This window comes from Aeromicrobium yanjiei, from assembly GCF_009649075.1.
GTDB lineage: Bacteria > Actinomycetota > Actinomycetes > Propionibacteriales > Nocardioidaceae > Aeromicrobium > Aeromicrobium yanjiei.
Genome location: NZ_CP045737.1, coordinates 1,824,756 through 1,847,955 on the forward strand (window position 1 = coordinate 1,824,756; position 23,200 = coordinate 1,847,955).

Below are 23,200 nucleotides of genomic sequence, written 5' to 3' on the forward strand. Positions count from 1 at the left end.
GTCAGCTGGACAGACGCGCGCGACGTCGTGCCGCGAGCTCGTCGTCGGCAGCCGGGATCTCGACGGCGCGCTCGCTCGGCAGCGTGTGCAGCGACCCCTCGATCTCCTTCCACACCCCGCCGATCGCGATGCCGAAGACGCCCTGGCCGCCCTGCAGGAGGTCGATGACCTCATCGGCCGAACGGCACTCGTAGACGCTCGCCCCGTCGCTCATGAGCGTGACCTGGGTCAGGTCATCCGTGCCGCGTACGCGCAGGTGGTCGATCGCGATACGGATCTGCTGCAGCGAGACGCCGGCGTCGAGGAGCCGCTTGATGATCTTGAGCAGCAGGATGTCCTTGAACGAGTACAGGCGCTGCGTGCCGGAGCCGGTCGCGGAGCGGACCGTGGGCTCGACCAGCTTCGTGCGGGCCCAGTAGTCCAGCTGGCGGTACGTGATCCCGGCGGCGTTGCAGGCGGTCGGACCGCGGAAGCCCGCGTCCTCGGGCAGCGGCGAGACGTCGTCGTTGAACAGCAGGCCCTGATCGCTGGCCTCCGCTGCCGCGTCTGAGGCGGTGGTGTCGTTGTCGTGCGACTCGATCATCCGAAACGGCCTTCCAAAGCTGGTATGGGGGAAGACTACCGTCACAGAACTACATCCGTGTACCTTCGGCAGCACTCTCAAGGTAGGGGTGAGAGTTTGCCGGGTCAACGACCGAGCGTGCGAGTCGGCGTGTTGATTTCTGAAGTCTCACTCGAAGGTTGAGGCTTCACTCCTGGAAGTCCTCGGGCGTCACGTCATCGAGGAACTCGCGGAACTTCTCGATCTCCTCGTCCTCCTCGGTCGTCGAGGCGATCCCCGCCTCGTCGAGGACGTCCTCGGCACACACGATCCGTGCTCCGGCGCGCAGGGCGAGGGCGATCGAGTCCGAGGGCCGGGCCTCGACCTTGACGCCCGAGGCGAAGGCCAGCTCGGCGAAGAAGATCCCGTCGCTGACGCCGGTGATGCGCACCTCCTCCAGCTCGTCGCCGAGGGCCAGCACCAGGTGCTGCATGAGCTCGTGCGTGAGCGGCCGCGTGGTCTCGGTGCCCTGCTGGGCGTACGCGATCGCGGACGCCTCGACCGCGCCGATCCAGATGGGGAGGTAGCGACTGCCCTCGAGCTCTCGCAGGAGCACCAGCGGCTGGTTGGTCGGCATCTCGACCCGGACGCCCACGACCTCGACCTCGCGCATCAGCTCAACCGCGCAGTCGACTTCTGACCAGGACGGCCTGCAGACGGATGGACAGCGCGGCCAGGCCCGCGATCGTGCGCTCGGCCGCGTCCTTGTCGAGCTGACGCGAGCGCGGCGAGACGACCTGGTCGAACAGCGCGACCTCGCGGTCGGCTGCGGCGCTGAACATCTTGAGGTGCCGCGGCTCGAGGCCCAGCTCGGCGAACTCCCCCACCAGCGCGGCGATCTGCAGGGCGGTCCCGTCGTAGTACGTCTGGGACTTGCGCCGCTTGATGAGCCCGTACTCCTCGATCGCGTCGAGGGTCGCCTCGTCGATGCCGGCGGACTCGATCAGCTCGGCGCGCGACAGGCGCACGGTGCTCGTGCCCTCGAGGAACGACTTCTCGTCGGGCAGGCCGTCCTCGGCGAGGCTCAGGTGCGGGATGCGCGTCTTGGCGGCCTGCTGGGTGTCGGGGACGACGCCCCGGTCCATGTCGTCGAGGACCTGGCGGATGTGCCCGAGGGGCCAGAACTTGTCCCGCTGCTGGCGCAGGATGAAGCGCAGCCGCTCGACGTCGTGGAACGAGAACTTGCGATAGCCCGACGGGGTGCGCTCGGGCTCGAGCAGTCCCTCGGACTCCAGGTAGCGGATCTTGGTGATCGTGAGGTCGGGGAACTCGGGCAGGAGCTCGTCGAGCACCTTGCCGATCCCGAGCCTCGACAGCTCCGGCAGCGGCTGGGTCACGCCTTCGTCCTCGGCGCGCCGGAGAAGTAGATGAGGCGGTACTTGCCGATCTGGACCTCGTCGCCGCCGGACAACGTGACCTCGCCGTCGATCCGGTCGCGGTTGACGTAGCTGCCGTTGAGGCTGCCGAGATCCGCGATCGAGTAGCCCGATCCGGAGCGCGTGAAGGTCGCGTGGCGACGCGAGACGCTGATGTCGTCGAGGAAGATGTCGCTGTCGGGGTGGCGGCCCACCGTCACGACATCGCGGTCGAGCAGGAAGCGCGCGCCGGAGTCGGGACCCCGCTGGACCAGCAGCATCGCACTGCCCATCGGGAGGTTCTCCACCGCCGAGACGTCCGAGGCGGACATCTCCTCGGTGTCGGCGTCCAGGATGGGGATGTGAGTCGTGTGATCGCTCACGGGCTGGGGCGCGTCGGCTCCGCGCTCAGTCGATTCAGCGTCGGGCTCGTGGTCCGGCGTAGACATCGGCATTACTCCTGGGGGTTCGACCTTGAGTGCTGGTGGAGACTTGATGTCCAACCTAGCACCCGACGGTGGACACGAGTCCACGCTTCGTCGGGGCTGGTCAGTCGGCGGTGAGAGCGGCGTACGCCTCGGCCTCGAGCAGCGAGGCGGTGGGGTCGTCGTCGAGGGCGCGGACCTTGATGAGCCAGCCCTCTCCGTACGGATCGGAGTTGATGACCTCGGCGCTGCCGTCGAGGGCGTCGTTGCGGGCGACGACCTCACCGGTCAGGGGCGAGTAGATGTCGCTGACGGACTTGGTGGACTCCAGCTCACCGATCACCGATCCGGAGTCGACCCGGTCGCCGACGGCCGGCAGCTCGACGTAGACGATGTCGCCGAGCTGGTCCTGCGCGAAGTCGGTGATGCCGATCGTGGCGATGTCCGCGTCGAGGCGCACCCACTCGTGCTCCTCGCTGTAAAACAGGTCCTCAGGAATCACCGTGCAGCTCCTTGCCGGGTCAGGATGTGGGTTGAGCGTACTCCGGGCTCTTGACGTCGGCCAACGCCGTGATGGTGACCTTGTCCTTCTGGTTGACGATCACCGTCGCGCCGCGATTCTCCAGCCCGTCGACGAGCCCGCCGGGGAAGCGTACCGCCTCGGCGAGGCTGGCCGAGTCGCCGATCACCTCGATCCGGTACGGCCGCTTGACCTCGCGCCCGCCGACCCGGATCTGGTTCTCGTCGTCCAGGAAGTACGTCTGCGCGACCACGCGGGCGACGCCGTTGATGGCGATGACCTCGGCGCCCGCGTCGCGGAGCTCCTCGATCGCGTCGAGCATCGCTGCCGCGTCGATCCGCTCCTCGGGGTCCTGGACCACGACCTCGATGCCGGGCCCGGAGGCGCCGACGCTGCCGGCCAGGATCGCGAGCTCCTCGGCCCGCTTCGCGGCCTGCTCCTGGGCCCGCTTGCTGCGCCGGGTGCTGCTGAGCAGCCCGTTGCGGGTCGTGGTGAGCTCGTCGATCTGGCTGTTGAGCCGCTCGTTGGCCGAGTCGAGCGACTTCAGCAGCTCGACGAGCTCGTCGCCGCGGACACCGGAGTAGTCGTCGGAGTCGTCGTTGCGCACCTGGACCGTGATCGCGAACGCCAGGCCGCCGATGAGGGCGGCCACCACGAGCTGGGAGACGCTGACCCGGAACAGGGAGCGGCGCTTGCGCGGTGTCTCAGGCATGGAAGATCCGTCGACGGATGGCTGCGGCGTTGGCGAAGATGCGGATGCCGAGCACGACCACGACACCCGTGGACAGCTGCGAGCCCACGCCCAGCTGGTCGCCGAGGTAGACCATGAACGCCGCGATCACGACGTTGGAGATGAACGACACCACGAAGACCCGGTCCTCGAAACGGCGCTCGCCGAGGGCGCGCAGGGCACCCACCACTGCGTCGAGGGCGGCCACGATCGCGATGGGAAGGTACGGCTGCAGATCCGCCGGCACGGTCGGCTGGAACGCCAGACCGACGATGACGCCGATCGCGAGCCCGATGACCGGGATCATTCTTCCCCCTTGATGGCGGTGGCATGACGGATCGTGAGCCGCGGCTTCGGGACCACCCCGACGCGCAGCTCAGATGATCGTGACACGTCGAAGCCCACGCCCGCATCCTGCTGTCTCTTGACCCAGTATCGACCGGCTGGGTTCTCCTCGAAGCGCTCGGCCATGGTGTCCTCGTCGCCGATCGCCTCGACGACGTACGGCGGTGCGATGCCGCGGTAGTTGACCTTGATCACGCTCTCGGCGAAACGGATCGCCGACAGCGTGCCGATGCGGTTGCCGTTGATCGACACCGCCTCCGCCCCGGCGTACCAGAGCCCGTTGACGAGCACCCGCAGGTCCTGGTCGCGGATCTGGCCGTCGATGTCGTCGTTCGGGTTGGGCGTGACCCGCACCGTGACCCCCGGGCCGGTGGCCCCCACGTCCGCGGCCACGAGGCGCAGCTCCTGGTAGGCCGGGTCGAAGCTGTCCACCTGCCCCTGCAGCGCGTTGACCTCGGCCCGCAGGCGCACGGCGGTCGCCTCGCGGTCGGCGAGGGTCTCCTTGCGGGCGTCGACGTCGTCGATCAGCGTCGCGCGCTCGCGCTCGGTCGCGGGACGGTCCGAACGGGTCTGGATCGCGGCGACCGCGACCAGCAGGGCGAAGACCGCCATCACCACCCCGGTCAGGACCGTGTTGAACTGTCGCTTCTGCGCGCCGGGCCCGGAACGGACGACGTAGTAGTCGTCGTCGAGCGCGGTGTCGGCGATCTGCTCGAGCAGGCCCTCTGCCCGGTTCGCGGTGTCCGGCTCGCCCACGGTCAGCTCCGGACGACGCGGTCGGTCGTGGTCAGCAGCCGCCTGACCTGGAATGCGTAGAGGATGCCGCCCCACCAGTAGAGCGCGACGCCCCAGATGGTGAACGCCCAGCCGAAGACGTTCGCGAGGTCGGCCACCGTGCCCGTCGAGTCACCGAGCAGCAGGAGCGGGAAGGCGTAGAGCAGGCTCGCGGTGGCGGCCTTGCCGAGGAAGTGCACGGGCAGCGAGCTGTAGCCACGGGTGCGCAGGAAGGGCACCAGGCTGAACAAGAAGACATCGCGCAGCGGCAGGATCACGGCCAGCCACCACGGGATGATGTCGCGGAAGCCGAGGCCGATCACGACCGCGAGGATGTAGAAGCGGTCGGCGACCGGGTCGAGGATCGCGCCGATCTTGGACGTCTGGTTGAACGTGCGAGCGAGCTTGCCGTCGAGGTAGTCGGTGATGCCCGAGACCATGAGGACCAGCAGGGCCAGCCCGTCCTTCTCGGGGCCGAGAACGAGCCACAGGAACACCGGCACGAGCAGCAGTCGTACGAAGCTCAGGGCGTTGGGGATCGTGAGGACGCGATCGTTCACGCCAACCGCCTCCTCACGTCGTCTCGAGCCCCCGAATGTCCACAGACAGACTAGGTCATGGCACCCGACGGCCTTGTCGCGGACACGGCCCTCGTGACCACGACGTGGGCACCCCCGTTGCATCGGGGAACAGGACTGACAGACTGGAGGTTGAACCCCGAACAACTCACAGCAGGGCACAAGGGTGCCCTCATCCCGAGGAGGAACGTGGCTGTCTACTCTCTTCCGGACCTGCCGTACGACTACGGCGCTCTGGATCCGCACATTTCGGGCAAGATCATGGAGCTTCACCACTCGAAGCACCACGCCACCTACGTCGCCGGCATCAACCAGGCGCTCGAGCAGCTCGAGGAGGCCCGCGAGAAGCAGTCCTTCGGCAACATCAACGTGCTGGAGAAGAACCTCGCCTTCCACCTCGGTGGTCACATCAACCACTCGATCTTCTGGAAGAACCTCTCCCCCGACGGCGGCGACAAGCCCACGGGTGAGCTCGCGGCAGCGATCGACCAGGACTTCGGCTCGTTCGATGCGTTCCGCGCGCAGTTCGAGGCCACGGCCCTCGGTCTGCAGGGCTCCGGCTGGGCGATCCTCACGTGGGACACGCTCGGACAGAAGCTCGTCGTCGTGCAGCTGTTCGACCAGCAGAACAACATCCCGGCCACGCTGATCCCGATCACGCAGCTGGACATGTGGGAGCACGCGTTCTACCTGGACTACCTCAACGTCAAGGGCGACTACGTCAAGGCGTGGTGGAACATCGTCAACTGGGCCGACGCCCAGGAGCGCTTCACCGCAGCAACCTCCGGCGGCCAGATCATCTTCTGAGTCTGACGTCGACCACGACGGCGGGATCCCTTCGGGGGTCCCGCCGTCGTCGTTCGTGGGGGCTCAGGGCTCGCGGCGCCGGCCGTGCTCGGCCAGGTCGCGCAGCCGTGCGTTGTACGCCTCGAGCGCCGCGTCCTCGTTGCGGTCCTCGGCCCGGTCGTAGCGCTTGGCCTCGCGCGTGTCGGACCGGAACCACTGGAACAGGATCGCGATCATGACCAGCACGAGCGGGATCTCGCCCATCGCCCACGCCATCCCGCCGCCGAGGTACTGATCGGCCAGCAGGTCGGTCCGGTAGGGACGATCGAGCGCCTTCCAGTAGTCCAGGGCGAACACCGTGTTGGACGACATCACCGCGATCGCGAAGAACGCGTGGAACGGCACCGTCACCAGCAGCATCCCGAACCGCGCGATGGGCTGCAGGTTGCGCGGCGACGGGTCGATCCCGATGAGGACGTAGTAGAACAGCGTGCCCACGGCCAGGAAGTGCAGCTCCATGATCGGGTGACCCCAGTGGTTGCCCATGAGCGTCTCGAAGATCCCGGTGAAGTACAGGCCGTAGAGGCTGCCCACGAACAGCACCGGCCCGACGAGCGGGTGGGTGATGAACGTGGAGTAGCGCGAGTTCAGGAAGACCAGCAGCATCGAGCGCGGCGAGACCTCCCCCGGCTGGCGCGGACCCGGCAGCGTACGCAGCGCGAGCGTCACGGGAGCGCCGAGGACCAGGAAGATCGGCGCGACCATCGACAGCAGCATGTGCGAGGCCATGTGGGCGCTGAACAGGACGTGGGAGTACTCCCCCAGGCCGCCGAACGTGGCCCATGCGACGGCGGTCATGCCCGCGAGCCACGAGAGGGTCCGGCCGACCGGCCACGCGTCGCCGCGCCTGCGCATCGCCCAGACGCCACGCAGGTAGAGCGCGGTGCCGAGGCCCACGATCGCGAGGCCGACGCCGTTGCCGGCGAAGCCCCACAGGAGCCGCATGATCGTGGGCGCGTCCGGCATCGGACCGCCCAACAGCTCCTCGACGGGGGTCTTGAGCACGTCCTCGCCCACGGGGGTGGGCGTGCGCGAGAGCGCGACCGCGAGGCCGATGGCCGCGCCCATCAGGAACAGCTCGACGACCGCGATGCGCAAGAAGCCCCCGCCCGCGGCGGCGATGCGGCGGCGCTGGCGCTGGCCGAACACACCGAGCAGCACGAGCGCGACGACCTTCGCGACGACCAGCTGGCCGTACGTCTCGCCGAACACGTCGCCGAACGACCGCAGGCGCACGGTCGCGTTGACGACGCCGGAGACGCCCACGATGACGAACGCCCACAGGGCCAGCGACGAGTAGCGCGTGATCGCGGGCTCGAGGCGCTTGCTGCCGCGCATCGCGACCCAGCCGAGAGCCGCGAGCCCGCCGACCCACAGGGTCACGCCCAGCACGTGCAGGAACAGGCTGGTGGTGGCCAGGTCGTGCGAGCCCGAGCCGGCCGCGTGCCCGGTCAGTGCGATCGGTGCGAGCGTCGCCAGCGCCAGTCCGAGGATCGCGGCGAGGCCGCGGATCGAGAGGGTCCAGCGGGCCGCGATCGCGACGAGGGCCGCGCCGAGCGCCTGCAGGAGGATCGCCCGGCCGTCGGACGTGCCCGCATAACCGCTCACCTCCGCGTACGACAGGCTGCCCATCGGCTTGGCGAAGACGTCGGCAACCTTGGGGATGAAGTAGACGAGGCTGCCGATCGACCAGACCGCTGCCCAGCGCGAGGCGAGCCGGGTCGCCTGGACGGACAGCCCCTGCACCTCGGGCTCTCCCGACGGCAGCAGGAACACCGCGGCGACCAGGAAGCCGACGACCAGCAGCGAGGAGAGGTCGAGCACGAGCTTGATGAACGGGATGGACCAGCCGACCAGGCCGCCGGGATCGGGGAGACCCTCGGGTACGGGCTGGGGTGCTCCCCCGCCGACGACGAGGAAGAACAGCAGGGCGAGGCCGGCGATGACGAAGCCGGCAGCGGTGTCACGCACGGTCTGCGTCATCACGCCTCCTCACAGGTGCCAGCAACAGGACGACCGCGACCACCGCGGCGAGGATTCCCCAGAGCAGGTGCCCTCGGTGGCGGTGCAGGAAGGTCTGCTCCTGCGGCTTGTCGGCCTGGGCCACCGCGCGTCCTGCTGCCACGTCGTACGTGATCGTGCCCGTGACCGGGTGCCCGTCGGTGGACATGATCCGGTACGCCGCGGAGTAGCGTCCGCTCTGGTCGACGTCCTCGACCGTCGCCTCCACGGTCCGGTCGACCGCCGAGATGTCCGACACCTCGACCTTCGATCCGTCGGGGGCGGTCACGGCGACGAACGCGGGATTGCCTACCGCCTCGTTGAACCGCAGGGTGATCGTGGTCGGGGCCGCCGCGAGGGTCGAGCCGGACTCCGGGTCGGAGCCGATCAGCGCCGCATGGGCGCCGGCCGGCCCCGACCCAAGTCCGCCCGTCACCAGCAGGACGGGCACGGCGAGACCCACGAGGACCCCGCGGAGGAGGACGTCTTTACGCACGACGTCGATTGTGTCTCAGCGACACAACCAGCGCGCCCACGGCCACCACGAGCGCGGCCCCGGCGAGCCACGTCGCGAGGTCGTCGTCGGAGTCGTCGGCGTCCGTGTCGGCCGAGGCCTCGTCCGTGTCGTCCGCGGCGTGGGACCCACCGTGGCCGTCGTCGGACGCCTCGGCGAGCGTCATGGTGGGCGCGGGGTGCTCCGGCTCGGTGTCGCCCTTCTGGACGTCGTCCCAGCTGACGACCTCGCCGTCGTCGTACGTCTGCTCGGCCGCGAACGCGATCGAGTCCTCGTCGGGGAACGGCCCGCCCGAGATCGCGAACTCGTCGAACTGGCTGGTCGGGATCCCGCCGTCGGTCGCGGTCCAGGTGATCGTGCGGACCACCTCGGTCAGCTCGAAGTCACCGACCTTGGTGGGCTCGGCGAGCTTCTCCTTGCCGATCTCGACCTTCCACCCGGGCTTGGCCCCGGCCGTGACGAAGGCGAACGGGGTCTTCTCGGGCAGCGTGACGACCAGCTTGGTCGTCGCAGCCTTGTCGGACTCGTTGGGCACGCGGAACACGGCCTTGCCGAATCCGCCCTGCGCAGCGTCCGTCGACGAGACGCCGACGTGGGCGGAGGCGGGGGCGGCCACTGCCACGAGGGCAGCGGTGATGAGCGCGGCGCTGAGCCGCGCGGTGGTGCGATGCATGGAAGTTCTCTTCTGTGAGGGGATGTGCGGAACGGATCAGGACGATCCGGTCGGCGGTCCTCTCACGACGCGCGAGTGCGCGAGACGTACGTCGTGCAGCTGCCGTGGTGCGAACGACGGCAATGCGACCGGAGCGTGCGGCAGGCCCGTCACGACAACGGTGGTGTGGGCCCGCAGGCCGAGACGCTCGGCCAGTCGCCAGGCCAGCGCCTCGCCACGAGCCAGCAGCAGGGCGCTGACCGCGACCGCAGCGGCGTGGCCGCCGATCATCTGGGGGGACATGACCATGTCGCCGCTCGATCCGGACAGGTGGACACCGACCTGGCACAGGGTCAGCAGGCCGACCATCTGTCCGGGGGTCACCCGCCGGGCCGTCAGGAGCCACGCGATCGTCGCCGCACCCACGAACACCACGACGACGGATGCGGCCGGCATCGGACCGCCAGAACCGACGTGGCCGGTCGCTGCGGCGGCGACGCACGTGAGCGCCGCGGCAAGAGAACGAGCGAGGCGCACCGGACCGCCGAGCGGACGCAGCGCGTCGGCGAGGGCGGGGGCGATCACGACCTCAGGCTAGCCTGCGGTCCGGCTCATCCGGCCCGCGACCTCGGGCTCGGGCCGTGTCCCGCCGGACCGCCGCGCCGCTGGTGGCTGCGTCCTGGCCGCCTCGGCTTGTAGCGTGTGCGACATGGCAGATCATGGACGCACCTCCTCGTACATCACGCTCGACGAGGAATGGGGAGCGCACAACTATCACCCGCTCCCCGTCGTCATCTCCGAGGCGGAGGGCGCGTGGGTGACCGACGTCGAGGGCAACCGCTACCTCGACTTCCTCTCGGGCTACTCCGCGCTCAACTTCGGGCACCGTCACCCGGCGCTGGTGCAGGCTGCCCGAGACCAGATGGACCGACTGACACTCACGTCGCGCGCATTCCACAACGACCAGTTCGGCGCGTTCTGTCGCGAGCTGGCCGAGCTGACCGGCACCGAGACCGTGCTGACGATGAACACCGGCGCCGAGGCGGTCGAGTCGGCCATCAAGGTCGCGCGCAAGTGGGCGTACGAGGTCAAGGGCGTCGAGTTCAACGCCGCTGAGATCATCGTCGCCACGGGCAACTTCCACGGCCGCACGACCACGATCGTGTCGTTCTCGGACGATCCGGCCGCGCACGACAACTACGGGCCGTTCACGCCCGGCTTCGTCACGGTCCCCTACGGCGACCTCGAGGCGATCCGCGCCGCGATCACCCCCAACACCGCCGCGATCCTCATGGAGCCGATCCAGGGCGAGGCCGGCGTCATCGTGCCCCCGTCCGGCTTCTTCGCGGGCGTCCGCCAGCTGTGCGACGAGAACGACGTGCTGATGATCGACGACGAGATCCAGGCCGGGCTGGCCCGCACGGGCGAGCTGTTCGCTCTCGACCATGACGGCGTCCGCGCCGATCTCTACACGCTGGGCAAGGCCCTCGGCGGCGGCATCATCCCCGTCTCGGCCGTGGTCGGGCGCGCGGACGTGCTCGGCGTGCTCAAGCCCGGTCAGCACGGATCGACGTTCGGCGGCTACCCCATGGCCTGCGCGGTCGGACGCGCCGTGGTGGGGCTGCTCGCGACCGGCGAGTTCCAGGAGCGGTCCGCCGATCTCGGGCGCTACCTGCACGGACGCCTCGACGAGCTCGTCGGCAGGGGCGTCGCCAGCGTGCGCGGTCGCGGACTCTGGGCCGGCGTCGACATCGACCCGTTGGCCAAGACGGGCCGCGAGGTGTCGATGGCGCTGCGCGACCGCGGCGTGCTGTGCAAGGAGACGCACGAACGCACGCTGCGCATCGCTCCCCCGCTGGTCATCACCAAGGACGAGATCGACCACGCGGTGGACGCGCTGGCGGGCGCACTGGAGGCGTAGCCGGCTCGTAGGATCGTCCCGTGAGCGCAACCGTGGTGGCCAAGGACCTCGCCGGCGGGTACGCCCACCGGACCCTCTTCTCGGCGCTCGATCTCACGGTGGCGCCGGGTGACGTCGTGGGCGTGGTCGGCGCCAACGGGGCCGGCAAGAGCACCTTGCTGCGCCTGCTCGCGGGGGTGGACGCCCCGCTCGAGGGCTCGGTGTCGCTCGCGCCCGCCGATGCGTTCGTCGGCTGGCTCCCGCAGGAGCACGAGCGCATCCCCGGCGAGACGGTGGGCGGCTACATCGCCAGACGCACGGGCGCAGCCGAGTCGACCGCCGCGATGGAGTCGTCCGCAGCAGCCCTCGGCGACGGGGACCCGGACGCCGACGACCGCTACGCCGCGGCGTTCGACCGATGGCTGGCCAGTGGCGCCGCAGATCTCGAGGACCGGCTGCCCGCCGCCCTGCGCGAGGTGGGGCTGACCGTGGGGCCCCATGCCCTGATGACCGAGCTCTCCGGCGGCCAGGCCGCCCGGGCGGCTCTTGCGGCCCTCATGCTCAGCCGCTTCGACGTGGTGCTGCTGGATGAGCCGACCAACGACCTGGACCTGGTGGGGCTCGCACAGCTCGAGGCGTTCGTGCGCGGTCTGCGCTCGGGCGTCGTGCTGGTCTCCCACGACCGCGAGTTCCTGGCCCGCTGCGTCACCCGCGTCGTCGAGCTCGACCTGGCCCAGGACCAGGTGCGCGTCCACGACGGCGGCTACGACGCGTACCTCGAGGAGCGCGACATCGCGCGGCGCCATGCCCGCGAGGCGTACGACGCGTTCGCGGACAAGAAGGCCGATCTGGTCTCCCGGGCGCGCACGCAGCGCGAGTGGAGCTCACAGGGCGTCCGCAACGCGATCAAGAAGGCCCCCGACAACGACAAGATCCGTCGGCGCGCCCAGACCGAGTCGTCGGAGAAGCAGGCGCAGAAGGTGCGCCAGATGGAGTCGCGCATCTCCCGGCTCGAGGAGGTCGAGGAGCCGCGCAAGGAGTGGGCGCTGCAGATGCAGATCGCTGCTGCGCCCCGGTCCAGCGCGGTCGTCGCGACCCTCAACGACGTCGTGGTCCGCCACGGCGACTTCACCTTGGGGCCGGTCTCGCTGCAGGTCGCTGCCGGCGACCGCATCGGGATCACAGGGCCCAACGGCGCCGGCAAGACCACGTTGCTGCGCGTCCTGCTCAGCCGCGAGGCCCCCGCGGCCGGGACGGCGTCTCTGGGAGCGTCCGTCGCGATCGGCGAGATCGACCAGGCCCGCACGGTGCTCGCGGACCACCTGGTGCTCAGCGACGCGTTCGAGCTGGCGGTGCCCGACATGTCACCCGCCGACGTCCGCACCCTGCTGGCCAAGTTCGGGCTCAAGGCCGACCACGTGACGGTCCCGGTCGGCCGGCTGTCGCCGGGCGAGCGCACGCGGGCGGCGCTGGCCCTGCTCCAGGCACGCGGGGTCAACCTGCTGGTGCTGGACGAGCCCACCAACCACCTCGACGTCCCCGCGATCGAGCAGCTCGAGCAGGCACTCGCGGCGTACCGCGGGGCCCTCCTGCTGGTCTCGCACGATCGTCGCCTGCTCGAGAACGTCGAGCTCGATGCCCGTTGGGACGTCGAGGACGGCCGGGTCACCGTCCGCTGACCCCCGCCCGGCCGCGGAAGGACGTTGTGCCCTGACGATCGTCGGCGACAGCCGCGACGCTGGTGCCCCAACGTCCACCGAGGGAAATCGGGGTTGTCATGTCAGCATTCGGCTACGACGGGTGGGACCTGGTCTGGTCGGTGTTCACCGTCCTCGCGTTCGTCGTCTACGTCTTCGCGTTGTTCGCGGTGATCAGTGACCTGTTCAGTGATCACGAGCTGAGCGGATGGTGGAAGGCGCTGTGGGTCGTGCTGCTCGTGCTGCTGCCGTTCCTGACGATCCTGGTCTACCTGATCGCACGCGGCCGGGGCATGCAGGAGCGCGCACAGAAGCGCGCCGCGGACGCCCAGCGTGCGACCGACGACTACATCCGGGCCACGGCGCGGCAGAGCTCTCCCGCCGACGAGATCGCCAAGGCCAAGGCCCTGCTCGACGACGGCACCATCACGCAGGGCGAGTACGAGTCGATCAAGGCCCAGGCCCTCGGCACGCAGACCCCGACAGGAGCCGCACGATGACCGCCACCGCCGCCCAGACCATTCTTCCCGTCGACCCGGCGTGGAGCGATCTCTACAAGGACCTCCACGCCCATCCCGAGCTCGGGTTCCAGGAGAGCCGCACCACCGGCATCATCGCCGCGCGCCTGCAGGAGCTCGGCGTCGAGGTCACCACGGGCGTCGGACGTACGGGTGTCGTGGGTGTCCTGCGCAACGGCGCGGGCCCGACCGCCCTGCTGCGCGCAGACATGGACGCGCTGCCGGTCCACGAGGACACCGGCCTCGACTACGCCAGCACCGTCACGGCGACCGACGGGGAGGGCAAGGTCGTCCCGGTCATGCACGCGTGCGGCCACGATCTGCACGTCACGTGCTTGCTGGGCGCAGCGCAGGTGCTGGCGTCCGAGACCTCGTCGTGGGCCGGGACGCTGATGCTGGTCTTCCAGCCCGCCGAGGAGCTCGGTGCCGGCGCGCAGGCCATGGTCGATGACGGCCTCTACGACCGGTTCCCGACGCCCGACGTCGTGCTGGGCCAGCACGTGGCACCCCTCCCTGCGGGGATGATCGCCGCGCACGCGGGTGCCGCCTACGCAGCCTCGGACTCCCTGCGGGTGCGCGTGGTGGGCCGGGGCGCCCACGGCTCGATGCCGCAGAACTCGGTCGATCCCGTCGTGATGGCAGCAGAGATCGTCCTGCGCCTGCAGACCATCGTGTCCCGCGAGCTGGCGAGCACCGACGTCGCTGTCGTGACCGTCGGCTCGCTCAAGGCCGGTGACGCCGCCAACGTCATCCCGGGCGAGGCCGTGCTGCTGCTCAACATCCGCAGCTACGCGCCGGCCGTCCGCCAGCACATCCTCGACAGCGTGACCCGCATCGTCGACGGGGTGGCCGCCGCGGCCGGCGCCCCCGAGCAGCCGCCGTTCGAGGAGATCGAGCAGTTCCCGGTCGTGACCAACGACGCCGCCGCGCTGCACCGGACCCTCGACGGCTTCGCGCCCTGGCTGGGCCGCGAGAACATCATCGATCCCGGCGCGGCGGGCGGCAGCGAGGACGTCGGCATCTTCGCGACCAGTGCGAACGCACCGTTGTCGTACTGGTTGCTGGGTGGCACGGATCCCTCGATCTTCACGACCGGGGGGATGGACGACCCGGCCCTGCGGACGATCCCGTCCAACCACTCCCCCAAGTACGCGCCGGCGATCGACCCGACCGTGGGCATCGGCGTGACGGCCCTGGTCTCCGCGGCCAGGACCTGGCTGCCGGCGGGCTGACCGCCCCCACCACCGCCCACCACGTACGACCGAAAGGCAGATGCATCATGACCGAACGCAACTACTCGCTCCTCGTGGCCGCCTACGACGACCAGTCCGCCGCCACGGAGGACTTCAAGGCGCTCAAGTCTCTCGACGATCTCGACATCGTGGCGGCCGTGGTGCTGTCACGGGACGACGAGGGCAAGGTCGAGGCCAAGGAGCACGGGGGCAAGCTCGTGCGCTACGGGACGGCGATCGGCGCGGTGGGCGGGGTCGTGGTCGGGCTGTTCGCACCCCCGCTGCTGATCGCGGGCGTGGTCGGCGCCGCCGTCGGCGCGGGAACCGGGGAGATCCTCAAGCGCCACGAGGAGAAGGAGATCGGCGTCGATGCGCAGGAGTGGCTGCCTGAAGGCTCCTCGGCCGTCGTGGCCGTGGTGGACGACCTCTATCTCGACCGCATCGACAGGGCCTTCGACCGCGCGAGCAAGCACATCTCCAAGGCCATCGACAAGGGCGACTACGACGCGGTCATCAAGGCGGTCAACAAGGGCGAGGACAAGATCGTCGAGGCCATCGCCTCCACCTGACCCACTGGCGCAACCCGACCCGCGACTGGCGCGGACCGACCCGCGACTGGCGCGGAGTGGAGAAAGTGGGACGGCGTGTCGTCGACTTCTGCGCCACTCGCGGGTTGGGGTGCGCCACTCGGGGTCAGCTGAAGAAGGTGGCGCCGCCGGGCGGTGCCGGGGACCGCTCGGAGTCGGAGTCGGTGAACGGCGCCTTGGCGGCGAACGTCGTCACGACGTCGCGATAGGGCAGCACGCGGTACGGGAACGGCGAGCTCGCGGCCCGTCGCGCGAGCGCCTCCCACGGCAGCGGGGCCTGCGAGGCGACGACCAGCACGTTGCCGAACCGTCGGCCCTTGAGCGTGGCCGGCTCCGCGCTGATCATCACGTGGGCGAAGACGTCGCAGACACCGCGGACGACCCGCCGCGCGTACGGGAACGGCGCCTTGTCGGCGATGTTGAGGAGCACGAGACCGTCATCGGCCACGACTCGTCCGAGGTCGGCGAAGAACTCCGCAGTCGTCAGCTCCGCCGGGATGCGGGCGCCGTCGAAGGCGTCCAGCACGATGACGTCGGCGAGCGAGTCGCGCATCGCCGCGATGCCGCTGCGACCGTCGACGGGACGGATCTTGATGCCGCTGTGGCGGGGAAGCGGCAGCCGCTCGCGCACCAGCGCGGTCACCTGCTCGTCGGGCTCGAGCACGGTCTGCGACGACCGCGGCCGCGTCGCAGCGACGTAGCGGGGAATCGTCAGGGCCGCGCCACCGATGTGCACGCACCGCAGTGGGGCCCCCGCCTCACCGTGGGCGTCGATGACGTCGGCGATCCGCTGCATGTAGTCGAACTCGAGCCGGCGGGGGTCGTCCAGGTCGACGTACGACTGGTCGGTCCCGTCGATGCGCAGCGTGAACGCCGAGGGACGGTCACGGTCCGGCACGATCTCGATGGTCCGTCCGGTGTCCTCCACGTGACCACTCTATTGAGGCGCGTCCCGTCAGTGGCACCCGCTCCGGATACGGTCAAGCCCGAAAGACGGGGAGGAGTCGCATGAGTCGACGCGTGCTGCAGGTGGTGGCACTCGCGGTGGCGGTCGTGCTCGCCGTCGGCGCCGGACGCCTGGTGCGCCACCACCTCGAGGGCCCTGATCCGGTCGACGCTGTCCGGGCCGCCACGATGGCGTACGCGACGGGTGACTGCGCCGCGCTGCGCAGGGTGACGGTCGACCCCCGTGAGATCCGCTGCGAGGACGTCGTGAGCGTCCGCGACGCCTACCGCGACGAGGGGCTTCGTCCGGCCACGTTCACGTACGCCGTGGTGTCACGGGTCGACGAGGACGCGACGGTCCGCATCTCCTACCGCCGCGGCAAGGACGCCCTGCAGGAGCTGGTGCGCGTGCGCCGCGTCGACGACGCGTGGAAGGTGTTCCCCGCGACGATGGCCGTGGGCTGACCCCGGCCTCAGCCCAGAGCGTCGTGCACGAGCGGCGCGACCTCGCGGCCGTACAGCTCGATGCTGCGCATGAGCTTGTCGTGCGGGAGCGTGCCGTTGCTGAACTTGAGGTCGAAGCGGTCCAGCCCGAGCAGTCGGGCGTTGCGGATGATCTTGTCCGCGACGGTCCGCGGCGAGCCGACGTGGACCGCGCCCTCGGGCCCGGCGGCAGCCTCGAACTCCTCGCGGGTCGGCGGCGGCCAGCCCCGTTCGCGGCCGATGCGCTCGCGCTGCACCGCGAAGTGCGGCCACAGCTCCTCGCGCGCCTGCTCGTCGGTGTCGGCGACGTGTCCGGGCGAGTGGACGCCGATCGGCAGCCGCGGCCGACCGAGCTGCTCGAGCGCCTGGCGGTACAGCTGGGCGTACGGCGCGAACTGCGCGGGCGGACCGCCGATGATCGCCAGCATGAGCGGCATGCCGTAGCGGGCCGCGCGGATCACCGACTCGGGGCTGCCGCCGACGCCGATCCAGGTCGTGACGGTGCCGGCCGCGGTCTTGGGGAAGACGTGCTGGTCGACGAGCGGCGGGCGCAGCGTGCCCTGCCAGGTCACCGGGCCCTCGGTGCGGAGGGCCGCGAAGAGGTCGAGCTTCTCGCTGAACAGCTCCTCGTACTGGCCGAGGTCGAGCCCGAAGAGCGGGAACGACTCGGTGAACGATCCGCGGCCCAGGATGACCTCGGCCCGGCCGCCGGACACTGCGTCGAGGGTCGCGAAGCGCTCGTAGACGCGGATCGGGTCGTCGGAGCTGAGCACCGTGACCGCGGTGCCGAGATGGATCTGCGTCGTCCGCGACGCGATCGCGGCCAGCACCACCTCGGGTGCGCTCACCGCGAAGTCGTCGCGGTGGTGCTCCCCCACCCCGAAGAACGCCAGGCCCAGGTCGTCCGCGAGCACGGCCTGGTCGACGATGTTGCGGATCACCTGGTCGTACGGCAACGGTGCCCCGTCCGGGCCGGCCGTGACGTCGCCGAAGGTGTCGAGTCCGAGCTCGAGGCGGGCCATGTCAGCCGACCTCGGCGACGAGGGTCTGCGAGGCGGTGCGCACCTCGACCACCATGCCCTTCGCGAGCTGGCGGCCGCGGCGGGTCTCGACCTCGCCGTCCACCAGCACGTCGCCGTCGCCGATCATCGCGCCGGCCTGGGCCCCGGACTCCGCGAAGCCCGCGAACTTCAGGAACTGCCCCAGTCGGATCATGTCGTCCCGGATCTCGATGACCTCGATGCCGTCGTCACTGCTCATGCGGTGAGTCTAGAGTCGAGGTCATGGAGACCACCGCCCGCGCCGACGTGTGGGTCTCCTCAGTCCGGCTCTACAAGAACCGGTCGATCGCGTCCAAGGAGTGCAAGGCCGGGCACGTCCGCATCAACGGGGCCAAGGCCAAGCCGTCGCAGCCGGTCAGCATCGGCGATCGTGTCGAGGCGCTGACCGAGGGCGGGCTGCGGATCGTCGTGGTCACCAGGATCATCGTCAAGCGGGTCGGCGCACCCGTGGCCGTGCAGTGCTACGAGGACAGGACTCCCCCGCCGCCGCCCAAGGAGGAGATCGCCGTCATGCCCCGTCGCGACCGGGGTGCGGGACGTCCCACCAAGCGCGACCGCCGGGCGATGGACCGGCTGCGCGGACGCTAGCGGCCGGACCGGGCGCGCACGATCGGCAGGAGCGCCCGGGTGCTCAGCGGCGCGAGGTCGATGTCGCCGGGATCGTCGGGGTCCACCCACCGGCTCTCGGCGATCTCGGCCGCAGGCGCGGGCACCCCCCGCTGCACCGTGAGCGCGTAGACCTCGGCGAGCACCCGGTGGCCGGGCTCGTTCGCGGCGTCCTCCTCGAACGTGCCGACCCAGCTGAAGGCGTCCGCGGGCGGGCGCAGCCCCAGCTCCTCGTCGAGCTCACGACGCAGCGCCTCCAGCGGGCTCTCCCCGGCCTCGATCTTGCCGCCGGGCTGCATGAACATGGTGGTGCCGTGCTTGCGCACCATCAGCGCGCGACCCGCATCGTCCACGACCAGCGCGGCCGCGACGTGGATGACCCGATCCGTCACGGCTGCGGCGCCCCGGTGGTGTCGCCGCCCCACTTGTCGGTCCATGACGGTGGCGCGGCGAGCATGCCGAGCAGTGTGTCGAGATCGCCGGAGAAGGACACGATGCCGGACTGCTCAGGTCGGACGAAGCCCTCGCTCACCATCGAGTGCAGCATCGTCCGCATCGGCGCCCAGAAGCCGTCGACGTCGAGGAATCCGCTCGGCTTGGCGTGGATGGTCAGCTGCGCCCACGTCCACTGCTCGGCGACCTCCTCAAGGGTGCCCGCGCCGCCGGGCAGCGCGATGAACGCATCCGACAGGTCGGCCATGAGCTGCTTGCGGGCGTGCATCGACTCCACGACGTGCAGCTCGGTCAGGCCGGGGTGGGCGAGCTCCCGGTCGTGCAGCTGGCGCGGGATGACGCCGAGGACACGTCCGCCGGCCTCGAGGGCAGCATCGGCGACGACGCCCATGAGACCCACGTGCCCACCGCCGTACACGACGTCGATGCCCCGCTCGGCGAGCGTCCTGCCGGTGAGCCTGGCGGCGTCGGCGTACGCGGGTGAGGCGCCGAAGCTGGAGCCGCAGAAGACCGCGACGGACCCAAGTGTCATGTGTTCTCCGTAGAAAGGTGTCAGACCGTCATTGTTCCTGCTCCCGCGAATCGCCGCGACGACGGTCCATGTGCCGCGCCGACACCGCCGTCGCCTTGTCGAGGTCGGCCGGTGCCACCAGACTGTATGAGGGCCGTCACATCGGGCGGCCGGCCACTTCGCACCAGGAGGACGCATGACCACGACCCCGGATGAGCCGCTCGACGACAGTGACATGACCACCAGCAGCCCTGCGGACGGCACGATCCCGACCGGCGGAGACGCGGACGGCACGGACGGCGACGTGACGGACGGTGACGGGACCGACGGGACCGACGGTGACGGCACCGACAGCGACGGCACCGACAGCGACGGCACCGACGGTGACGGGACCGACGGCACGGACGGCGACGCGTCCTGACCGTGCCTGATTCCGCACTCGATCTGCTCAGCGGCGACGCCCAGACCTTCGTCTCGAAGGTCTGGGCGTCGCGGACGCACCTGCACCGCGCCGATCCCGACGACCTCACTGCACTGCTGTCGCTCGACGACGTCGACACCCTGCTCACGTCGTCCGCGATCCGCACCCCGTCCATCAGGATGGCCCAGGACGGGACGGTCCTGGCCGAGTCCTCGTACACCCGCGGAGCGACCCTGGCCGGCAAGCCGCTGACCGGCCTCGTGGACCCGCGCAAGGCGCTGGCGCTGTTCGAGGGCGGGGCGACGATCGTCCTCCAGGGGCTGCACCGCTACTGGGAGCCGATCACTCTGCTCGTCGCCGAGCTCGAGCTGGAGCTCGGCCACCCGTGCCAGGCCAATGCCTATCTCACGCCGCCCGGCGCCCAGGGGTTCGCCGTCCACTCCGACTCCCACGACGTCTTCGTCTTCCAGACGGCCGGGTCCAAGCAGTGGGAGATCCATGGCCCCGACGGCGCCGAGGAGCTGCTCCTCGAGCCCGGGATGTCGGTCTACCTGCCCACCGGGACCCCGCACGCGGCCCGCGCCCAGGACACGGTCTCGCTCCACGTCACGATCGGCATCAACCAGCTGACCTGGCGTGGTCTGGTCGAGCGCAGCCTCCGCGACGTCCTCGCCGAAGTTCCCGACCAGCACCTGCCGGCGGGCTACCTCGACCAGCCGGCCGACCTCGCCGAAGAGCTCGGTCGTCGGCTCGAGACCCTGGCCGGACGCATTCGCGGGCTCGACCCGGCCGCGAGCGTCGAGGACGAGGTGCGCCGCTTCCTGACCAGCCGGAGCCCGCGGCTCGCCGGCGGCCTGCACGACGTGCTGGCGGTCGCGACCATCGACGACACGACCCGCCTGCGCCGGCGCCCCGGCCACCCGTGCGTGCTGCTCGCGCGCGATGACCGCCTGGAGGTCCTGCTCGGTGACCGCGCGATCGACATGCCGGCGCGGCTGCGTCCCGCACTGACCGAGGTGCGCGCCCGGCGCGAGCTCGCCCCCCGCGACCTGGCCGGGCATCTCGACGAGCAGAGCCGGCTCGTGCTCTGCCGCCGCCTCGTGCGCGAAGGGTTCCTCGAGGTCATTCGGTGACCGCACGCGATCCCGCGTTCCGCTGTGCCGTCGGCAGCGAGCTGCGCGGCGAGCCCACCGCCGGCACGGCCTCGAACGTGCGTGCGTTCCTGCTGGTCGAGCACCCAGGTCCCTGGGGCGTCAACGCCCTGAGGGACGCCCGTCTCCCCGACGGACTGGGCGACGACCTGGCCCGGGCAGCCGGTGCGGCTCGCGTCCGACCGCTGCTGATCCGTCGCCCCGCGCGGCGGGTCCGTCAGGACGGGATGCGCGTCTTCGCCGCCTTCGCGCACCCGTCGCGGCCCTGGTTGGAGACCACGGTCCTCGACGACCCGCACGCGCTGCTCGACCTCGACCTCTCGGCGCTGGGCGAGGGCCGGTCCCCGGGACTGATCCCGTCCGACGCGTCGGTCCTGTGCGTGTGCACCCACGGCCGTCACGACGCGTGCTGCGCGGAGCGGGGCCGACCGGTCGCGGCAGCCCTCGCGGTCGCCCATCCGGACGACACCTGGGAGGTCTCGCACATCGGCGGCGACCGCTTCGCGGGCAACATGCTGGTGCTCCCCCACGGTCTCTACTACGGACGGCTTGATCCCGTCACCTCCGTGACCGTGGCCGATCGGCATGCCGCCGGCGAGCTCGACCTGGACCACCTGCGCGGACGCTCGGCGTACGCGATGCCGGTCCAGTTCGCCGAGATCGCCCTGCGCCGCGAGCTCGGCGAGACGCGGCACGATGCCGTCCGTCTGGTGTCGCGGCGCAAGGCCGACGAGGTCACCGAGGCAGTCTTCGCGGTGGGCGACGCACGGTGGACGGTGCGGGTGCGTACGACCCCGAGCGCCGATCCGGTCCAGCTCACCTGCCGGGCCACCCGCGACAACCCGGCGCCGGCCCACGAGCTGCTGTCGTTCGCCCGCTCACCCGCCACGTGACCGGGATCACGTCGAACCATTGACTTCGTGAGGTCAGTGCACTTTCATACCCGGAGGTAACACCGTGTTACCCCGTGAAGGGTTGAAGGGACGACCATGAGGCGACAAGCGACTGCAGCACTCGCGATGACGGTCTTGGCGATGACACTGACCGCGACAGGCGCGAGCGCCGCGGTCAAGGTCTACGACAAGGGCGCTGGGGGCGAGAGGTACGTCGCGATGGGCGACTCGGTCGCCGCCGGTCCGATCCTCCTGCCGCAGCGTCCCGGCGGAGCTCCCTGCTACCGCAGCGAGAAGAACTTCGCGACGCTGACCGCCGCCAGCCTCGGTGCCCGCGCGTTCACCGACGCCACGTGCTCGAGCGCCACGATCGACAACATCACGAAGCCGCAGGGGTCCGAGCCCCCGCAGATCGACTCGGTGGGACGCAACACGACCCTCGTGACCGTGGGCCCCATCGGGGCGAACGACGCGGGGATCGTCAGCACCGTCAGCGGCTGTGTCAACCCGATCTCCCCCGGCTGCAAGGAGCGGGACGGCCAGACCGTCCACGACAAGATCGAGGCGACCCGCCCCGAGCTCGCCGCCGCTCTCAAGGCGATCAAGAAGAAGGCCCCCCGCGCTGCGATCGTCGTGGTCGGCTACGGGCTCTACATCCCGCCGGGCGGCTGCCCGGCGGTGCAGCCCCTGACCGCCTCGGACGCCGATTACATCCAGGGACTCGTCGACCACATGAGCACGGTGCTGCGCGACTCGGCGCGCTCGGCGAACGTGACGTTCGCCGATGTGCGGGCCACGCCGGGCAGCATCGACCACACGGCGTGCGCGCCTGCCGGCCAGCGCTGGATGGAGGGTCTCATCCCGCTCAGCGCAGACGGCGCGATCCCGTTCCACCCGACCGCGATCGGGATGCAGGCGGTGGCGCCGACCGTCACAGCGGCGGCACGCCGGGCCACGGTGCTGCGCAACCGCACGATCGTCAAGGCCGTGCGTGGCGAGGCGGTGTGCCGCGGCTCGAAGGTGCGCCTGCGTGTGCTGACCAAGGGCGGCCCCGTCGTGCGGGCCGATTTCAAGGTGGGCCGCAAGTTCATCGCCCGCGACAGCTCGGCCCCGTTCGCGGTGTACACCTCCAGGAAGGCGCTCAAGAAGCGCTCGGGCAAGCTGACGGCGCGGGTCAAGATGACCCTGCCGGACACCACGGGCACCTACACCGTGAAGATCAGCCGGCCGCGGTGCTCGCGCTGAGCCAGCTGCCCCGCGTGCGCGTCTGAGTCACGGACGTCTGTTGGTCGGGTCGAAGCCGACCGGGAACTCCAGCCGGTGGGCAGCCATGGTCGAGGTGTCAGTCAGCACCTCGACCGTGGTGCCGTCCGCCACCAGGCGCCCGCCGGACAGGATCAC

Annotated in this window: 31 protein-coding genes; 12 read left to right on the plus strand and 19 right to left on the minus strand. The window is 70.4% G+C overall.

Annotated elements, in window-relative coordinates; genetic code table 11:
• Position 1: 1 nt before the first annotated feature.
• The 9 genes from GEV26_RS09030 to clsA all read right to left on the minus strand — a co-directional run bounded on the left by GEV26_RS09030 (position 2) and on the right by clsA (position 5,310).
• The gene (locus GEV26_RS09030; protein WP_153652761.1) at positions 2 to 583 is read right to left on the minus strand and encodes a MerR family transcriptional regulator; all 582 of its coding nucleotides are present in this window, start codon (positions 581 to 583) and stop codon (positions 2 to 4) included.
• A gap of 166 nt (positions 584 to 749) precedes the next feature.
• On the minus strand, positions 750 to 1,214 hold the full coding sequence (locus tag GEV26_RS09035; protein WP_153652762.1) for a bifunctional nuclease family protein: 465 nt from the start codon (positions 1,212 to 1,214) through the stop codon (positions 750 to 752).
• 4 nt (positions 1,215 to 1,218) lie between these two features.
• The gene (ftsR, locus tag GEV26_RS09040; protein ID WP_208430938.1) at positions 1,219 to 1,938 is read right to left on the minus strand and encodes a transcriptional regulator FtsR; all 720 of its coding nucleotides are present in this window, start codon (positions 1,936 to 1,938) and stop codon (positions 1,219 to 1,221) included.
• Positions 1,935 to 2,405: an FHA domain-containing protein gene (locus tag GEV26_RS09045; RefSeq protein WP_208430822.1), complete on the minus strand. Its 471-nt coding sequence runs from the start codon at positions 2,403 to 2,405 to the stop codon at positions 1,935 to 1,937. Before GEV26_RS09045 ends, ftsR begins: the two co-directional genes overlap by 4 nt.
• Positions 2,406 to 2,505: 100 nt before the next feature.
• Positions 2,506 to 2,883 (minus strand): glycine cleavage system protein GcvH, encoded by a 378-nt coding sequence (gene gcvH, locus GEV26_RS09050; RefSeq protein ID WP_153652764.1) that lies wholly within the window; start codon positions 2,881 to 2,883, stop codon positions 2,506 to 2,508.
• Between the two features lie 19 nt (positions 2,884 to 2,902).
• Positions 2,903 to 3,613 (minus strand): DUF881 domain-containing protein, encoded by a 711-nt coding sequence (locus GEV26_RS09055; protein ID WP_153652765.1) that lies wholly within the window; start codon positions 3,611 to 3,613, stop codon positions 2,903 to 2,905.
• Positions 3,606 to 3,938, minus strand: a complete 333-nt coding sequence (locus GEV26_RS09060; RefSeq protein WP_153652766.1) for a small basic family protein — start codon at positions 3,936 to 3,938, stop codon at positions 3,606 to 3,608. Before GEV26_RS09060 ends, GEV26_RS09055 begins: the two co-directional genes overlap by 8 nt.
• Positions 3,935 to 4,732 (minus strand): DUF881 domain-containing protein, encoded by a 798-nt coding sequence (locus tag GEV26_RS09065; RefSeq protein ID WP_153652767.1) that lies wholly within the window; start codon positions 4,730 to 4,732, stop codon positions 3,935 to 3,937. The genes GEV26_RS09060 and GEV26_RS09065 overlap by 4 nt, the downstream gene beginning before the upstream one ends.
• 2 nt (positions 4,733 to 4,734) lie before the next feature.
• Positions 4,735 to 5,310 (minus strand): cardiolipin synthase ClsA, encoded by a 576-nt coding sequence (gene clsA / locus GEV26_RS09070; RefSeq protein WP_243838673.1) that lies wholly within the window; start codon positions 5,308 to 5,310, stop codon positions 4,735 to 4,737.
• 207 nt (positions 5,311 to 5,517) lie between these two features.
• Here clsA and GEV26_RS09075 point away from each other — a divergent pair, with 207 nt between their 5' ends.
• Positions 5,518 to 6,135: a superoxide dismutase gene (locus tag GEV26_RS09075; protein WP_194839799.1), complete on the plus strand. Its 618-nt coding sequence runs from the start codon at positions 5,518 to 5,520 to the stop codon at positions 6,133 to 6,135.
• A 63-nt stretch (positions 6,136 to 6,198) separates the two neighbouring features.
• Here the strand turns inward: GEV26_RS09075 and GEV26_RS09080 are convergent, their stop codons facing one another.
• From GEV26_RS09080 to GEV26_RS09095, 4 genes are read right to left on the minus strand one after another with little or no spacing between them, the layout of a single operon-like run.
• Positions 6,199 to 8,157: a bifunctional copper resistance protein CopD/cytochrome c oxidase assembly protein gene (locus GEV26_RS09080; RefSeq protein ID WP_153652770.1), complete on the minus strand. Its 1,959-nt coding sequence runs from the start codon at positions 8,155 to 8,157 to the stop codon at positions 6,199 to 6,201.
• The gene (locus GEV26_RS09085) at positions 8,138 to 8,671 is read right to left on the minus strand and encodes a copper resistance CopC family protein (protein ID WP_153911251.1); all 534 of its coding nucleotides are present in this window, start codon (positions 8,669 to 8,671) and stop codon (positions 8,138 to 8,140) included. Before GEV26_RS09085 ends, GEV26_RS09080 begins: the two co-directional genes overlap by 20 nt.
• Entirely contained in the window at positions 8,664 to 9,362 is a 699-nt protein-coding gene (locus GEV26_RS09090) for a YcnI family copper-binding membrane protein (protein ID WP_153652772.1), read from the minus strand. Before GEV26_RS09090 ends, GEV26_RS09085 begins: the two co-directional genes overlap by 8 nt.
• A gap of 36 nt (positions 9,363 to 9,398) precedes the next feature.
• On the minus strand, positions 9,399 to 9,926 hold the full coding sequence (locus GEV26_RS09095; RefSeq protein ID WP_153652773.1) for a hypothetical protein: 528 nt from the start codon (positions 9,924 to 9,926) through the stop codon (positions 9,399 to 9,401).
• 124 nt (positions 9,927 to 10,050) lie between these two features.
• Between GEV26_RS09095 and rocD the strand changes: the two genes are divergently transcribed.
• The 5 genes from rocD (at position 10,051) to GEV26_RS09120 (ending at position 15,257) form a co-directional block, all read left to right on the plus strand.
• Positions 10,051 to 11,262 carry an ornithine--oxo-acid transaminase gene (gene rocD / locus GEV26_RS09100; protein WP_153652774.1) on the plus strand — a complete coding sequence of 404 codons (1,212 nt, stop codon included), beginning with the start codon at positions 10,051 to 10,053 and terminating at the stop codon, positions 11,260 to 11,262.
• A gap of 20 nt (positions 11,263 to 11,282) precedes the next feature.
• The gene (locus tag GEV26_RS09105) at positions 11,283 to 12,920 is read left to right on the plus strand and encodes an ABC-F family ATP-binding cassette domain-containing protein (RefSeq protein ID WP_153652775.1); all 1,638 of its coding nucleotides are present in this window, start codon (positions 11,283 to 11,285) and stop codon (positions 12,918 to 12,920) included.
• A 98-nt stretch (positions 12,921 to 13,018) separates the two neighbouring features.
• Entirely contained in the window at positions 13,019 to 13,438 is a 420-nt protein-coding gene (locus GEV26_RS09110) for an SHOCT domain-containing protein (protein WP_153652776.1), read from the plus strand.
• Positions 13,435 to 14,688, plus strand: a complete 1,254-nt coding sequence (locus GEV26_RS09115; RefSeq protein WP_153652777.1) for an amidohydrolase — start codon at positions 13,435 to 13,437, stop codon at positions 14,686 to 14,688. The genes GEV26_RS09110 and GEV26_RS09115 overlap by 4 nt, the downstream gene beginning before the upstream one ends.
• A 47-nt stretch (positions 14,689 to 14,735) precedes the next feature.
• The gene (locus GEV26_RS09120; RefSeq protein ID WP_153652778.1) at positions 14,736 to 15,257 is read left to right on the plus strand and encodes a DUF1269 domain-containing protein; all 522 of its coding nucleotides are present in this window, start codon (positions 14,736 to 14,738) and stop codon (positions 15,255 to 15,257) included.
• A 124-nt stretch (positions 15,258 to 15,381) separates the two neighbouring features.
• Here GEV26_RS09120 and GEV26_RS09125 read toward each other — a convergent pair whose 3' ends face one another.
• The gene (locus tag GEV26_RS09125; protein ID WP_194839800.1) at positions 15,382 to 16,203 is read right to left on the minus strand and encodes a spermidine synthase; all 822 of its coding nucleotides are present in this window, start codon (positions 16,201 to 16,203) and stop codon (positions 15,382 to 15,384) included.
• Between the two features lie 80 nt (positions 16,204 to 16,283).
• On the opposite strand from GEV26_RS09125, the gene GEV26_RS09130 reads away from it, so the two are divergent.
• Complete coding sequence (locus GEV26_RS09130; RefSeq protein WP_153652779.1) at positions 16,284 to 16,685, plus strand: hypothetical protein; 402 nt, start codon at positions 16,284 to 16,286, stop codon at positions 16,683 to 16,685.
• An 8-nt stretch (positions 16,686 to 16,693) separates the two neighbouring features.
• On the opposite strand, the gene GEV26_RS09135 is transcribed toward GEV26_RS09130, so the two are convergent.
• Both GEV26_RS09135 and GEV26_RS09140 read right to left on the minus strand, forming a co-directional pair.
• Positions 16,694 to 17,725, minus strand: coding sequence for an LLM class flavin-dependent oxidoreductase (locus GEV26_RS09135; RefSeq protein ID WP_153652780.1), 1,032 nt, complete (start codon positions 17,723 to 17,725; stop codon positions 16,694 to 16,696).
• Between the two features lies 1 nt (position 17,726).
• Positions 17,727 to 17,963 carry an RNA-binding S4 domain-containing protein gene (locus tag GEV26_RS09140; protein WP_153652781.1) on the minus strand — a complete coding sequence of 79 codons (237 nt, stop codon included), beginning with the start codon at positions 17,961 to 17,963 and terminating at the stop codon, positions 17,727 to 17,729.
• A gap of 23 nt (positions 17,964 to 17,986) precedes the next feature.
• Here GEV26_RS09140 and GEV26_RS09145 point away from each other — a divergent pair, with 23 nt between their 5' ends.
• Entirely contained in the window at positions 17,987 to 18,352 is a 366-nt protein-coding gene (locus GEV26_RS09145) for an RNA-binding S4 domain-containing protein (RefSeq protein ID WP_153652782.1), read from the plus strand.
• Here GEV26_RS09145 and GEV26_RS09150 read toward each other — a convergent pair.
• Together GEV26_RS09150 and GEV26_RS09155 are read right to left on the minus strand one after the other, a co-directional pair.
• Entirely contained in the window at positions 18,349 to 18,762 is a 414-nt protein-coding gene (locus GEV26_RS09150; protein ID WP_243838675.1) for an NUDIX hydrolase, read from the minus strand. The two genes, GEV26_RS09145 and GEV26_RS09150, sit on opposite strands and share 4 nt — an antisense overlap.
• Complete coding sequence (locus GEV26_RS09155) at positions 18,759 to 19,355, minus strand: LOG family protein (RefSeq protein WP_153652784.1); 597 nt, start codon at positions 19,353 to 19,355, stop codon at positions 18,759 to 18,761. The genes GEV26_RS09150 and GEV26_RS09155 overlap by 4 nt, the downstream gene beginning before the upstream one ends.
• A gap of 175 nt (positions 19,356 to 19,530) precedes the next feature.
• On the opposite strand from GEV26_RS09155, the gene GEV26_RS09160 reads away from it, so the two are divergent.
• The 4 genes from GEV26_RS09160 to GEV26_RS09175 all read left to right on the plus strand — a co-directional run bounded on the left by GEV26_RS09160 (position 19,531) and on the right by GEV26_RS09175 (position 23,044).
• Entirely contained in the window at positions 19,531 to 19,755 is a 225-nt protein-coding gene (locus tag GEV26_RS09160; protein ID WP_153652785.1) for a hypothetical protein, read from the plus strand.
• Between the two features lie 2 nt (positions 19,756 to 19,757).
• The gene (locus tag GEV26_RS09165; protein ID WP_243838676.1) at positions 19,758 to 20,888 is read left to right on the plus strand and encodes a JmjC domain-containing protein; all 1,131 of its coding nucleotides are present in this window, start codon (positions 19,758 to 19,760) and stop codon (positions 20,886 to 20,888) included.
• Positions 20,885 to 21,799, plus strand: coding sequence for a sucrase ferredoxin (locus GEV26_RS09170; protein ID WP_153652787.1), 915 nt, complete (start codon positions 20,885 to 20,887; stop codon positions 21,797 to 21,799). The genes GEV26_RS09165 and GEV26_RS09170 overlap by 4 nt, the downstream gene beginning before the upstream one ends.
• Before the next feature lie 141 nt (positions 21,800 to 21,940).
• Positions 21,941 to 23,044: an SGNH/GDSL hydrolase family protein gene (locus GEV26_RS09175; RefSeq protein WP_194839801.1), complete on the plus strand. Its 1,104-nt coding sequence runs from the start codon at positions 21,941 to 21,943 to the stop codon at positions 23,042 to 23,044.
• Between the two features lie 27 nt (positions 23,045 to 23,071).
• Here the strand turns inward: GEV26_RS09175 and GEV26_RS18155 are convergent, their stop codons facing one another.
• Positions 23,072 to 23,200 (minus strand): hypothetical protein, encoded by a 129-nt coding sequence (locus GEV26_RS18155; protein ID WP_279586720.1) that lies wholly within the window; start codon positions 23,198 to 23,200, stop codon positions 23,072 to 23,074.

What these genes read in the sequence shown, in the direction of transcription:
- GEV26_RS09030 (WP_153652761.1), bottom strand. Translation starts at nt 583, where the DNA reads ATGATCGAGTCGCACGACAACGACACCACCGCCTCAGACGCGGCAGCG.
- GEV26_RS09035 (WP_153652762.1), bottom strand. Translation starts at nt 1,214, where the DNA reads ATGCGCGAGGTCGAGGTCGTGGGCGTCCGGGTCGAGATGCCGACCAAC.
- GEV26_RS09045 (WP_208430822.1), bottom strand. Translation starts at nt 2,405, where the DNA reads ATGTCTACGCCGGACCACGAGCCCGACGCTGAATCGACTGAGCGCGGA.
- GEV26_RS09055 (WP_153652765.1), bottom strand. Translation starts at nt 3,613, where the DNA reads ATGCCTGAGACACCGCGCAAGCGCCGCTCCCTGTTCCGGGTCAGCGTC.
- GEV26_RS09060 (WP_153652766.1), bottom strand. Translation starts at nt 3,938, where the DNA reads ATGATCCCGGTCATCGGGCTCGCGATCGGCGTCATCGTCGGTCTGGCG.
- GEV26_RS09080 (WP_153652770.1), bottom strand. Translation starts at nt 8,157, where the DNA reads ATGACGCAGACCGTGCGTGACACCGCTGCCGGCTTCGTCATCGCCGGC.
- GEV26_RS09090 (WP_153652772.1), bottom strand. Translation starts at nt 9,362, where the DNA reads ATGCATCGCACCACCGCGCGGCTCAGCGCCGCGCTCATCACCGCTGCC.
- rocD (WP_153652774.1), top strand. Translation starts at nt 10,051, where the DNA reads ATGGCAGATCATGGACGCACCTCCTCGTACATCACGCTCGACGAGGAA.
- GEV26_RS09110 (WP_153652776.1), top strand. Translation starts at nt 13,019, where the DNA reads ATGTCAGCATTCGGCTACGACGGGTGGGACCTGGTCTGGTCGGTGTTC.
- GEV26_RS09115 (WP_153652777.1), top strand. Translation starts at nt 13,435, where the DNA reads ATGACCGCCACCGCCGCCCAGACCATTCTTCCCGTCGACCCGGCGTGG.
- GEV26_RS09120 (WP_153652778.1), top strand. Translation starts at nt 14,736, where the DNA reads ATGACCGAACGCAACTACTCGCTCCTCGTGGCCGCCTACGACGACCAG.
- GEV26_RS09130 (WP_153652779.1), top strand. Translation starts at nt 16,284, where the DNA reads ATGAGTCGACGCGTGCTGCAGGTGGTGGCACTCGCGGTGGCGGTCGTG.
- GEV26_RS09135 (WP_153652780.1), bottom strand. Translation starts at nt 17,725, where the DNA reads ATGGCCCGCCTCGAGCTCGGACTCGACACCTTCGGCGACGTCACGGCC.
- GEV26_RS09140 (WP_153652781.1), bottom strand. Translation starts at nt 17,963, where the DNA reads ATGAGCAGTGACGACGGCATCGAGGTCATCGAGATCCGGGACGACATG.
- GEV26_RS09145 (WP_153652782.1), top strand. Translation starts at nt 17,987, where the DNA reads ATGGAGACCACCGCCCGCGCCGACGTGTGGGTCTCCTCAGTCCGGCTC.
- GEV26_RS09155 (WP_153652784.1), bottom strand. Translation starts at nt 19,355, where the DNA reads ATGACACTTGGGTCCGTCGCGGTCTTCTGCGGCTCCAGCTTCGGCGCC.
- GEV26_RS09160 (WP_153652785.1), top strand. Translation starts at nt 19,531, where the DNA reads ATGACCACGACCCCGGATGAGCCGCTCGACGACAGTGACATGACCACC.
- GEV26_RS09175 (WP_194839801.1), top strand. Translation starts at nt 21,941, where the DNA reads ATGACACTGACCGCGACAGGCGCGAGCGCCGCGGTCAAGGTCTACGAC.